Origin of the sequence: Marinilactibacillus kalidii (genome assembly GCF_017599325.1) — a bacterium.
GTDB lineage: Bacteria > Bacillota > Bacilli > Lactobacillales > Carnobacteriaceae_A > Marinilactibacillus > Marinilactibacillus kalidii.
This window is the reverse complement of record NZ_JAGFVM010000015.1, coordinates 20,210-31,725: the sequence shown is the minus strand read 5'-3', so window position 1 is coordinate 31,725 and position 11,516 is coordinate 20,210. Positions and strand designations below refer to the sequence as shown.

The 11,516-nt window shown below is 36.9% G+C and carries 12 protein-coding genes; 3 read left to right on the top strand and 9 right to left on the bottom strand.

The genetic code is table 11. The annotated features are described in order from the left end of the window. Positions 1-143 precede the first annotated feature (143 nt). The 3 genes from J5J05_RS03540 to J5J05_RS03530 form a co-directional block, all read right to left on the bottom strand. Positions 144-1,133, bottom strand: a complete 990-nt coding sequence (locus tag J5J05_RS03540) for a GGDEF domain-containing protein (RefSeq protein WP_208559301.1) — start codon at positions 1,131-1,133, stop codon at positions 144-146. Positions 1,134-1,345: 212 nt separating this feature from the next. After that, on the bottom strand, positions 1,346-1,864 hold the full coding sequence (locus J5J05_RS03535; protein WP_208559300.1) for an AAA family ATPase: 519 nt from the start codon (positions 1,862-1,864) through the stop codon (positions 1,346-1,348). 72 nt (positions 1,865-1,936) lie between these two features. Next, complete coding sequence (locus J5J05_RS03530) at positions 1,937-2,374, bottom strand: hypothetical protein (RefSeq protein ID WP_208559299.1); 438 nt, start codon at positions 2,372-2,374, stop codon at positions 1,937-1,939. A 344-nt stretch (positions 2,375-2,718) separates the two neighbouring features. Between J5J05_RS03530 and J5J05_RS03525 the strand changes: the two genes are divergently transcribed. Next, complete coding sequence (locus J5J05_RS03525; protein ID WP_341868495.1) at positions 2,719-3,183, top strand: ASCH domain-containing protein; 465 nt, start codon at positions 2,719-2,721, stop codon at positions 3,181-3,183. A 210-nt stretch (positions 3,184-3,393) separates the two neighbouring features. Here the strand turns inward: J5J05_RS03525 and J5J05_RS03520 are convergent, their stop codons facing one another. After that, the gene (locus J5J05_RS03520) at positions 3,394-3,648 is read right to left on the bottom strand and encodes a helix-turn-helix domain-containing protein (protein WP_208559298.1); all 255 of its coding nucleotides are present in this window, start codon (positions 3,646-3,648) and stop codon (positions 3,394-3,396) included. 190 nt (positions 3,649-3,838) lie between these two features. On the opposite strand from J5J05_RS03520, the gene J5J05_RS03515 reads away from it, so the two are divergent. After that, positions 3,839-4,468 (top strand): LexA family transcriptional regulator, encoded by a 630-nt coding sequence (locus J5J05_RS03515; RefSeq protein ID WP_208559297.1) that lies wholly within the window; start codon positions 3,839-3,841, stop codon positions 4,466-4,468. Between the two features lie 51 nt (positions 4,469-4,519). Here J5J05_RS03515 and J5J05_RS03510 read toward each other — a convergent pair whose 3' ends face one another. From J5J05_RS03510 to J5J05_RS03500, 3 genes are all read right to left on the bottom strand, one after another. Continuing rightward, positions 4,520-4,819 (bottom strand): DUF1294 domain-containing protein, encoded by a 300-nt coding sequence (locus J5J05_RS03510; protein WP_208559296.1) that lies wholly within the window; start codon positions 4,817-4,819, stop codon positions 4,520-4,522. A gap of 51 nt (positions 4,820-4,870) precedes the next feature. Then, complete coding sequence (locus J5J05_RS03505; RefSeq protein WP_244244597.1) at positions 4,871-5,842, bottom strand: polyprenyl synthetase family protein; 972 nt, start codon at positions 5,840-5,842, stop codon at positions 4,871-4,873. A gap of 71 nt (positions 5,843-5,913) precedes the next feature. After that, a complete protein-coding gene (locus J5J05_RS03500) occupies positions 5,914-7,161 on the bottom strand; it encodes an NAD(P)/FAD-dependent oxidoreductase (protein ID WP_208559294.1) in 1,248 nt (415 codons plus the stop codon). Positions 7,162-7,312: 151 nt separating this feature from the next. Here J5J05_RS03500 and J5J05_RS03495 point away from each other — a divergent pair, with 151 nt between their 5' ends. Then, positions 7,313-8,260 carry a UbiA family prenyltransferase gene (locus J5J05_RS03495; protein WP_208559293.1) on the top strand — a complete coding sequence of 316 codons (948 nt, stop codon included), beginning with the start codon at positions 7,313-7,315 and terminating at the stop codon, positions 8,258-8,260. A gap of 197 nt (positions 8,261-8,457) precedes the next feature. Here the strand turns inward: J5J05_RS03495 and J5J05_RS03490 are convergent, their stop codons facing one another. After that, entirely contained in the window at positions 8,458-10,470 is a 2,013-nt protein-coding gene (locus J5J05_RS03490; protein ID WP_208559292.1) for a methyl-accepting chemotaxis protein, read from the bottom strand. Between the two features lie 241 nt (positions 10,471-10,711). Continuing rightward, a complete protein-coding gene (locus J5J05_RS03485; RefSeq protein WP_208559291.1) occupies positions 10,712-11,428 on the bottom strand; it encodes a YjjG family noncanonical pyrimidine nucleotidase in 717 nt (238 codons plus the stop codon). Positions 11,429-11,516: the final 88 nt, after the last annotated feature.

The following is an 11,516-nucleotide window of genomic DNA, read 5'->3' as shown; positions in this document are numbered from 1 at the left end:
GCGGACACCCTTGTCATTCGCTAACAGTTCCTACTGCCAAGCCTGTAGTGGACTTTCACCACCAAGTTGTCGCTCATGCCGGGCGCACATAAAAAAAGGCATCCCTATGAGGGTTGCCTTTCTTAAGAGTCATTCATTCTTGCTTATGATTGAACCTGATTTTTTCCTGAACTTTTGACTTTAAACAGCATACGGTCAGCACGATTAAATAATTGACTAACTGTTTCTTTAGGCTCATATTGAGCTACGCCGATGCTACTCGTGACTTCAGCCGGTTCACTGAAATCCGCTAAAGAAAGTTGATTCCTAATATCTTCTGACAAAGCATGCGCATCTGCTTTTGAAGTATCTGGCAAGACAATCATGAACTTCCCACCTTCAAAATTACCCGCTGTATCTCCTGCTCTCAGATTGTCTTCTATAATCTGAGCAGCTTTTTTAATCACTTCATCACCGAACAACGGTCCAAACAAAGAATTCTGGTGATTCAGATTATCAATATCAAGTAAGCCGATAGAAACGGTTTGTTTCGCACCCATCTGTGAATCATTTACCAGTTTACCTAGTTCAAACAAAATATTCGCTCGGTTATACAATCCAGTAAGCGAATCTTTTTTAGATTGAATCGCCCATTCCTTGTTTTCTTCCAATAGTCTCCGTCTTTCATCTTCGTAATCTGTTACATCAAAAACAATACCAGATAAGAAAAGTGGTGCGCCTTGTTCTGTACGCTTCGTTACTTTTCCTCGATCATAATAGGTACGGTAGCTACCTGTCTTTGTTTTTATTCTATATCTGACTTCCCAAACAGGGCTTTTATTAGACAAATGGTCTCTCATTGCGTCCATTACGCGGTCATAATCATCTGGGTGGAGTCTATCCGTGAAAAACTGAAAATCGACATATTCTGGTAATTCTTCTTTTGAATAACCTAATGCGATGGCTTTCATTGGATTAAATGTAACGCGATTAATTTCAAAATCCCAGAACCAGTGGCCTAGATTCCCGGACCATGCAAAATCTAAAGAGTCTTGCTCTTCCTGTAGATTAAGCAATTCTTTGTTCAGTCTTTTGATAGATTCTAATTCTACTTTTAGCGCTTCAAGTTCTTTTTGACTGTCTTTCTCGGTCATCTACTCACACCTCTCAACTATAATTATAGGACATAAGTTCACTTGTATATACACTTATGAGAGATTCGCGCTTCAAAAAAGAATGTCTGTTCACATTTATGTCAAATACTGAAAGCACTTTTTTAGCTACTCGGATTATCTTAACGACAAACCTTTAATATATACAAATTTTCTATTAATTCATATTGTTTTTTTATATCCTCTATTTTTTATCAAGATGAGCCTGTTCTCATTAACGCAATATTGTTTTTAAAGATCCTGATGTTTTTGTTATTTCTCAAAACAAAAATATTTTTGTCCGTACACCCCTCCAGCACCCGTTTCATTTTCGGACGATTGGTTTGATTGAATCGCCAAATGAATTTCAAAAAATCTCTATCTATACGCTTTGGATTCCCATGATGTTGATGATTCGTTTTTTTTCCTTTTACATATCTTTTGATGACCCGATAAAGACAGATTATTCTGGGTAAATCTAGCCATATCACGGTGTCTGCATAAGAAAGTCTATGGGCGAGCGTCCTATTATAATTACCATCAATGACCCATTCCTCTTTTTTTAGGATAAGCGTTAGTTGTTTATCAAATGCTTGTCTGGAAAGCGTGGTATGATCGTCCAACCAATTAACACGGTCTAAATGTATCAGTTCTAGTTCTAGTTCATTCGCTAATTGCTCCGCCAATGTCGATTTACCTGATCCTGGACAACCAATAATTAAGATTCTTTTCACCTGTTCCTCCTTACTGCTTTATTAAGTAAAATTCTTGGTTTAAATTACGACTAATAGATAGGATAGATCAGTCTAAATTTTTAAGAAGAAGGGATATTTCCACTTCGCACCATTTGGGTTCTGTTTATGCTGAAAGATGAGAATCAGTTGCCAAATATGTGCTGTCAAAAAGAAAGAAGAAAATACATTTGTACCATACGTCATTGAATCAGTTAAGAATGGTGCATACAAGTCAATCAAAAAGAAGCTATAAAGTATATAAACACCTATGTATGTAGTAATCAGTAAACAGCTATCGATGATAAACAGTCGCTTACCGTAATCCTCCCGCTGCGCTTTCAATCCAAAAAATAGCAGAAATAGCATCACCAGTACCGCTGACAAAGTATTCAACAGATAAAAAGGCAAGCCTATGACAACAAAAAAACCTGCAAAAAATGCAAATGGATATTTTATGGTTCTTTTGAATGTAGTTCTTTGATCATATGAAGTCATTTCGTTAAACCTCATCAAAATCCCTCCTTATTCTCATTTTAGACTAATCTATTCTTTAAGTAAAGATTGTCTATATCATAAGAATTTGAAGCATAGTTTTCTTTCAGGACACCTTTTATAAAGGCATAAAAACTTACTCCCATTTTTTATGCTAGTTACAAGTTATACTAAATAAGAAGGAGAACAACATATGGGTTTCAAATAATTAAGTTCAGCTCAATATAACAATGAATCACAATAATCATTGCTGGTACTATACTTATTGGATCCTACAAGCTATCTTTTTTTAAAATTTTATATTAGGATTATTTAATAAGAATGATTCGAAAAATAATTATAGTTAAGTAGGAGGATTTTCAGTGAAAGATATAGAAAAATTTTGGCATAATTATGTCGAATCTAGTGGTATAACATTAAACATGCCTGATTCTTGGATGTTTGGTGATGGTAGTAAAATTTTAGGTGATGAATTAGCTAATTTAGTTTTGTCAGGAAAAAAGACAGGCACTTGTGCTGCAAAAGAAAGTTATCTAGTTGAAAAAGAAGTTATTCCTAAAGTTGAACAGTATGATATTATTTTGAATGGTGATAGCAATCCTGTAGCAATAATAAAGTATACAAAAATTGAAGAAACTCCTATGAACCAAGTGAGTGAAGAATTTGCCATCTCAGAAGGAGAAGGAGATCTAACTTATGAATACTGGTATAAGGAACATGAAAAATTTTTTATAAATGAATTCAATAACTATGGATTAACCTACACACCCGAAATTATTTTAGTTTGCCAAAATTTTGAAGTTGTATATCCAAATCCAGCCCATTAGTAGGCAATTTAAAATAGATATTCCATTATTTAACTTCTTGATTAACAAATATAAATCAGAAATTTTTAAGTTTCACCTTTTATTAGGATTCTCAAAAAATTAGTATGTAAATTACTTTTCAAAAACAATAAAAATGATCTCCACACAAAAAGAACGAGGGCTTAAATCCCGTCGTTCTTTTTACGATAAACATCTACGTATCTTCTTTCACTAACAACTGCTTGTGCTACTATGTTCTAATTCCTTATCCGCTTCGAGACAACTATCCGTTTCCCTCATGAAGATATATTCAATTTCAAATTCTGGGAAGAAGGTGTTCTTGACCTTAACGGCTTCACCGAATTTAAAATCTGATTCTCCATTGATTTTTTCTCTGACAGTCTGGTACCTGACGTTCAACAGATCAGCAATATCTACTAGTGATACTTTTTTTTCTTTTCGAATTCTTTCAAAATTCTGAAGCATCTCTTCACCGCCTATACGATTTTTCGTAACATCTTGCTAAAAAAAACTTTGTGCACCATTACACTATTTATAGTAGTATGAAATTTCGTACTTGTCAATATCATTTATCCATTTTTAATCTTTTTTATACTTGATATGCGATTTTTCGTATGATATTGTTTAATGGACAACATCTTACTGGAGAATGATAATGAAAAGCGAAGATAAATTAAGAGAAATGATTATAGAACGATTTGGTACGATTAAAGAATTCTCACGCGCTATTCAATTACCTTATACAACGATCCGTTCAATTCTTGAACGGGGTATTTTTAACGCTAAGTTGGCCAATGTAATCATCATCTGTCGAGGATTGAACATCTCTCCAGAAGAACTCATCTATACTACTGAGCGTTTAAAAGAAAAAGAGCCCGTTACTTATCAGAGCGTTCCCTCAGCAACCTACAATACACTCACTCAAGAGTGGGATCACGCTACTGGGACTGAAGAGATAGCAGTATCCGATATTGTTTTGGGTAAATATGCTGGAGCAAAAGATGTACTTATTACAAGAATGACCAGTGAATCGATGAATATGATGATTCCTGCTGGATCTTTGATTGGAATCAAAAAAGAAACGATCCTAAATTTAGTAGATGGCGATTTTGTCTTCTTTGCTCATAAAGGGCAATCTATGGTTAAAAAATTAATCAAGATTGGCAATCAAACCATCTTTAGACCAGCTTCTTACGATCCTAAATATACGGATTATATTATCGAAGAAAATGACGATTCTATTCATATACTAGGTAAAATTATTTTTTACCTAGTCGAACCATAGCATCAAAAAAGACGAGCCACCTTTCTTAAAGGGCAGCTCGTCTTTTCTAATTTAAAATAGATAGGTGTAAAAGACTGCAACAAGCATACTAATAAGCGTCCAAATTGCTGCTAAAGGGATACAGATTTTAAATAGTGGCTTTTTTGTTTTGTGTCTGAAGTTCGTCATTCCGATCCAAGCACCGATACCGCCAAATAGAAAAGCACTTAATAGTAATTGTTTTTCAGAAATACGGTACGCCTTTTTTTGTGAACGTTTCTTATCTATAAAAAATAAGTATAAGCTATAAAAGTTCATAATGAATATGAACATTAATGTAATCATTTGAAAATAGTTTAGCGTCTGAAACATATTTTGCCTCCTGACGATTGCTTTCGTACCTTTTTTACTACAAAAAGCTCTTTAAACACTTCTTTGTAGTAATGTCTTCGTCAATCGTTCGATATCTTGTTTACTACTGCCATCTGGCAATTGCTGAATAAGTTTGAGCGCTTTATCCGTATACCGTTCTGCCATTTTAAAGGCAGATTCTATACCTTTTGTTTCGATCAATACGTTTCGAATCGTTATCAAGTCTTCTTGTGTATAAACTTCTTTAGCAAATTGCTCTTTAAAAAAAGTTGGTTCTTGCTTCATTGAAAAAAGGACAGGTGCCGTATAAATACCATTTTTCAAATCTTGAAACATCGCCTTCCCCCAATCAGCCTCATCTTGTGTATATTCGAGTAGATCATCCATCAATTGAAAGGCCATACCGATTTGAATGCCAATTCGGTAGCTGATCCACTGCTCTTTCTCAGGTAAGCCTGACTCCATCGCTCCCGCATAACAAGCTAGTGCAAATAACTCTGCCGTCTTGCCACGAATTTGTGTCAAGTAACGACGCAAGGTCATTTCTTCATTGAATGATTGATCAAGTTGGTGGAGCTCGCCACCGATTACACGTTCCATTGCACGTGTTAAAATGCCTTGCACATCCATTTCCAATCTGTAAGGATGCGTAATTCTGAAACAAACTGACAACAAAAAGTCACCAGCATAAACCGCTGACTTCTTACCGTAAGCTGCTTGTATGGTCGGGGTTCCTCTTCTGATTTCTCCTTCGTCGATAATATCATCATGCAATAAGGTGGCATTGTGGAAAATCTCAATGGCCCCTGCCATAACTCTCGCTCTTTCAGGTTGACTCGTTGATCCAAGTTGCGAAAACAATAGTGCATATGCTGGACGAACCATTTTTCCACTAGCTTCAAAAATATGTTTTGCGGCCTCGTTGACTTGTTTGTTTCGAATGAAAATATTTTGATAGATCATATTTTTTGTTTCATTAAGCTCTTTTTGTATAACAGGATAGTCCTTCCACAACGGGTGCATGCTCACTGTAGTTCCGCCTTAATCGTCTCATTTATAGACGCTTATTCTCTTGATTGTCTCATCACATTTAATTAAGATGTGTACCGTTTTTGTTTTGCAGCTCGTATTTCTTGCTGCGCATATTTAGTGAAATTTGAAGCTGATTTCAGCTGTGCCCATGTAGCGAGGTTGACTACATGCTTCATAATCACTGCCACTGGACCCTTAAGATGAATTTTTTTCATTAAAAATCCTACGCCATAACTAGCTCCTACTGAAACAATCGTTCCTTTTTGCTTATTTTCATGCTGTTTAGATGCCCGGTCACGATAGAGACTAGCTAAAATATTTGCTGCTGCTGTCTCTGCTGTTTGTTCTGCTGTCTGCGCATTTTGAGGAATCGGTGTTCCGTTCTCATCTTCATAATGAACGAGGTCGCCAACAACATAAATATGCTTTAAGCCTTCTGCAGACATTGTTCCTACAGTTTTAAGTCGTCCAGCTTTTCCGAATACCCCTTCTATCTGTCCAATCGTTGAATTGGCTTGAACACCAGCAGTCCAGATCAGCGTATTTGTTTGAAGAGGTGCTTGATCTTTGATTTCCACAGTATCTATTGTGACTTTCGTTACAGATGCGTTTGTCAGTAAGTTAACTTGTTTTTCTTCAAAGTATTGCTTGACGCGTTGTGATTCTTTTTCTGAAAGTGCAGGCAATATAGTTGCTGTCGCTTCAACCAGAGATAAAGAAATCTCATTTTTCTCAAGACTAAATGTTTCTTCTAATTGGGGTTTCCACTCTAGTAATTCACCCATAATCTCAATCCCTGTAAGACCACCCCCACAAACGACAAAATGAAGCATCTGCGCTCGCTCAATAGGATCGGAAATGTTCGAAGCTTTTTCAACTGTCATCAGGATATGCTTGCGAATCTTAACTGCTTCTCTCCATGACCACATCGTAAAGCCAAAGTCATTGACGCCTTCGATGCCGAAGTCATTTGGCTCGCCACCCATTGCTAAGACGAGATAATCGTAAGCAAACTCTTGCTTTTTGGTCATGACCACTTGATTGGTCTCATCTATTTTACTGACTTCATCTACAATAATTTCGACATTTGAATAACCTTTAAATAAAAGCTTTAAGTCATGTAGCGCTTCTTCCGGACGAATACGCCCGCCTACGACTTCATGTAATCTTGTTTTGTAAGTGAAATAAGGATCTTTATTGACTAATTGAATCTTGACTCCACTATCAGCAGGCAATTTCTCTGCTAGTTGCATGACCGTGAAAACACCTGAGAAACCTGCTCCTAGAACAACAATTGTCTGCTTATCCAACTGAATCTCTCCTCTTTTATTCTTTCTTATGGTATATTCTATGTAAAACAGCTGTTATCATTATACCGTTGAATATCCTAATTGTCTAAGACTAAGAATTTGTGAGTAATCAAAGACGATTTATGTTTCACGATAAAAAAGGAGTCTATATATGTCTATCCCACAATTTATGCGGTTCGTTGATATTCGGACAAAATTTACTAGCATGCTTCCCGTGTGCATCGGTGTACTTTATGCCTTATACTATTTCCAGTCTTTCAATCTAATCAATACACTGATTTTTTTTATCGCTACCGTCTTGCTTGATTTTACTACAACAGCTATTAATGTACTGGTGGACTATCAAACAGCTTCTGAAAACTCTTCAGAACTAGAAAATAATATCATGGGTAAGGAAAATATTCCTGAAAGATTGGTCGTCTATTATATTTTCGGTATGCTGTTCCTCTATTTTGTCCTTGGACTGATTTTAGTTACTCGAACTGATTTAGCTTTATTACCTATGGGGATAATCAGTGCCATTATCGCTGTCACGTATACTTATGGACCTATTCCTCTTTCCCGAATGCCATTGGGCGAATTATTCTCTGGACCACCGCTTGGTTTTGGGATTATATTTATTGCCATATTTATCAATTACCGTGACGCACTTATTTTATCCTTGAGTTTTCAAGATGCTACCTTTATGTTGCTTGGAGATTGGTTATTTATACTCGCAATTTTATTCGTATCATTACCGCAAGTTTTTCTTATTTCCACTATCGTTCTTGCTAACAATATTTGTGACCTGGAACAAGATGTGGATAACCATCGGTTTACACTGGTGTATCATATCGGTAAAGAGAAAAGTATTCGTCTTTACAACTGGTTGACCTACGGTAGTTACTTTTCTCTAGGTATTCCGATACTCTTTGGTTGGTTACCACCGGTAATGCTCTTGATCTATCCAACGTTATTTTTTGTTCATCAGCAAGTGAAGATTTTTAACCACAAACAAGTAAAAAGTGAGACCTTTATTACTTCTGTCAAATCTTTCTTGGTATTTACTGTAGCAGAGATTTTATTATTCATTTTGGCCATACTGTGGACAACTTTTTAACAGGCGATACCGCTTTATTCTCTATCTGAATAAGGTTTACTCGATAAACAAACATTTCCCATACTATTTCCACAGGCTTATCCACATGTTTATGCACAACCTGGGGATAACAATTGTTGAAAGCTGAAAAATCACTATCAAAAAATAGACCACTCGGACAGGATTCATCCGGTTGGTCTATTTTTTTTTAAGCTATTTTAAGATTTGAATTGCTCGATTTGTTGCATGAGTTTTTCACTTGAGACTTGTAGATCTTCTGCCGATAATGTAATGGTTTCAAGTGCTGTTAATTGCTCATTAGCTGATGCACTCACTTGTTCTGAGGCGGCAGCTGTTTCCTCCATTACGACCGCGATTTCTCCAATTGCAGAAACCACTTTCTCTTTGTTTGTTTCAATACTCGAAATCTGATTCGTCATGTTTGAAACAAGTTGCATCATTTCCTGATTACTTGCAGCAATCTGGTCGAATGAAGAGACTGTTTTTTCGGTAATCTCAAATTGCTCTGCAGAAAGCTCGCGTGCGTTACCCATTTCGGTAGAAGCTACTTTCGCTTTTGTTTGAATATCTTCCATCGTTCCTCTGATGTGTCCTGTAGCAGATGCTGTTTCTTCTGCTAACTTACGAACTTCCTCAGCAACGACCGCAAAGCCACGACCATGTTCGCCCGCTCTTGCTGCTTCGATTGACGCATTCAATGCAAGTAAGTTGGTCTGTTCCGATATGGAAGCAATCGTGCTGACGATTGATGCTACTTCGCTCATTTGTTCCGTCAAATCTTCTACGACATCTTCAACATGCTTGATCATACCGTCTGTCTGTTCTGCTTTCGTTTGAAGCAGTGCAGTTTGTTCGCTACCGTTTTTATTCGTTTCTTCCACTTGTCCTGCTTGTGCAGTCAATGATTTAGAAGTAACTGTTAATGCAGATAACTGTTCCGAAAGTTCTGTTGTTTTTCTTGATGACTCTTCTGCTGAGGCTGCTGCTGTTGTGGTTCCTTCAGCTACATCTTCAATGGCACGATTGATTTGCTCTGTTGACGCCATTGTTTCTTCTGAAACGGCACTCAACTGTGAAACAGCTTCGGAAGAAGTTTGGACCGATTCTCTGACCGATCCCACTAGTTCTCTTAAACTCGTGACCATCAAATTAAAGCTTGTCGTTAATTCGCCTGTTTCGTCTTTTGTTTTCACAGGGATCTGACGAGTAAGATCACCTTCAGCAATATATTTCACTTCACTATTTAGTGCGCGAATGGGTTTAGTGATTTGTGCTGCAAGCAAGAAAACAGCTAAAGCGGTCAATAAAATCAAAATGACTGCTATGATCACGACATTTCTTAATAATTTATTTACACCCGCGTATACTTCTGATTCGGGCAGTACTAAGCCTAACGTCCAGCCATTTTGATCTAACTGGTTGTACGATACGATGGCATCTCCTGATTCATAGGATACTCTGTCCAAACCATCTTCAGAGAAATGGCTACTGATACCAGCGAGAGCTGGATCGTCTGCCATTGTAGTTGCTTCTGGATGATATAAAAAGGTTCCAGTATTGTCTACTAGAAAAGCCCAACCATTTTCTCCTACTTCCAAGTTTTGCGCTATTCGTTGAATATTCGTAATATCCATATCACTCGATATCGCACCCAACAATGAGCCGTCTTCTGTATAAAAGGGTGTACTGACGGTTACGATGTCTGTTCCTAATGCTTCATCATAAAACGGTGCTGTCCAAGTCGCTTCTCCAGCTTCTTTTCCTGCTACATACCAATCTTGATTGGGATAATCGTAATCAGGTTGCGCATAAACATCTGTAAATGAGATATTTCCATCTTCTCTAAAACTATATGGTGCGAAGAACTCAAGGTTCTCATCGTATGCATACGGTTCAAAAAAGATGCCGATTCCAAGCAAGGAATCACTCAACCCTACTGTTCTTCCTAGCAGTGCTTCGTAGTTACTCTCACCTAACGACGTGCCTTCTGCTCCTACTACTTCTGACAAAGTTTCCCCTATTCGCTGATACTCAGCCAGTTCAACTTCCATACCTCCAGAGACTTGTCCTGCTTCACTTATTAATTTTTCTTCAATTTGATGCTCAATTTCCTCTCTTGCAAAACGATAACTGATTCCCGCAATCAAGACTACTACCAAAATCATGATTGGGATAAAGCTTAATAGCTTCGTTCGAATCGATACTTTCATGGCTTTCTCCTCCTATTTCTTACTTACTAATTATCGTAAGTATTTAGAATTCGTTAAGCTAAAAATCAATTCGAAAGGGCTATCATGAAAACATTTTTTTGTGTTCTTTTCTTTAATGCTTATTTTTTTCACTTCTATCATTAACCATTAAGCTTCTAGTCACTTTTAGTCAGGTTTGTTTTTAAAAACACTATACACGCAATGCACCCCGTACGATACAATAGCCGGCGTCGATTTTTACTTATTCTACAGATTGTAAAACATTTGCTGTTAATAAGTCCTCTAACTCTTGGTATGAATAAACCTCAAAATCTGGCAAGATCGATGTCTGGTTTTTAACTTGTAGAGGATTAAACCAGATACTGGTTATTCCAGCATTTGCTGCACCTAGAATATCTGATTGTAGGGAATCGCCAATCATGACTGTATTCTCAGTTGAGATCATTTGGTGTTGATCAAACAGTGGTGAAAAGAATGTAGGGTCAGGTTTAGCTATACCGATTTCTTCAGAAATTATTACCTCATCGAATAGTTGGTCTAAGCCTGTTCCTTTTAGCCGCTTACGCTGGGTCGATGATGGACCGTTCGTACCCGCAATTAGTCTAAATCCTTGTGCTTTCAAATTTTGCAATAACACTTCTGCCCCTTCAATTATATAAAAATTTTCATCTAAGTAATTTCTATATAAATTTTCTAATTGTACACCATCGTGCTGTAGGTCAAAAAACTGATAGGTCTTTGAAAATCGTTTATCTAACCATTCTTTTGGGGAGCCACCTGCTTCAATCTCTCGCCAAACTTCTCGATTGAAGTGATTAAAGACTTTTACCCATTCCTCGAACTTTACATCTTGCACTGGATACGCTTCAACAATCTTTTTCAAAGATTTTTGAGCACCTTTTTTAAAATCCAGAATCGTATCGTCTAGGTCGAATATGACGTTTATTTCGTTATGCATGTTTTATCCTCCATTTTAAAAAAACTTCTACAAACATTTTACAGAAAACGAGTAGCAACTTATATAGGTTATCTCCCTTTTCTGAAAC

Coding starts and splice junctions, on each gene's coding strand:
- J5J05_RS03540 (WP_208559301.1), bottom strand. CDS start 1,133: ATGACCGAGAAAGACAGTCAAAAAGAACTTGAAGCGCTAAAAGTAGAA.
- J5J05_RS03530 (WP_208559299.1), bottom strand. CDS start 2,374: ATGAGGTTTAACGAAATGACTTCATATGATCAAAGAACTACATTCAAA.
- J5J05_RS03520 (WP_208559298.1), bottom strand. CDS start 3,648: ATGCTTCAGAATTTTGAAAGAATTCGAAAAGAAAAAAAAGTATCACTA.
- J5J05_RS03515 (WP_208559297.1), top strand. CDS start 3,839: ATGAAAAGCGAAGATAAATTAAGAGAAATGATTATAGAACGATTTGGT.
- J5J05_RS03510 (WP_208559296.1), bottom strand. CDS start 4,819: ATGTTTCAGACGCTAAACTATTTTCAAATGATTACATTAATGTTCATA.
- J5J05_RS03505 (WP_244244597.1), bottom strand. CDS start 5,842: ATGCACCCGTTGTGGAAGGACTATCCTGTTATACAAAAAGAGCTTAAT.
- J5J05_RS03495 (WP_208559293.1), top strand. CDS start 7,313: ATGTCTATCCCACAATTTATGCGGTTCGTTGATATTCGGACAAAATTT.
- J5J05_RS03490 (WP_208559292.1), bottom strand. CDS start 10,470: ATGAAAGTATCGATTCGAACGAAGCTATTAAGCTTTATCCCAATCATG.
- J5J05_RS03485 (WP_208559291.1), bottom strand. CDS start 11,428: ATGCATAACGAAATAAACGTCATATTCGACCTAGACGATACGATTCTG.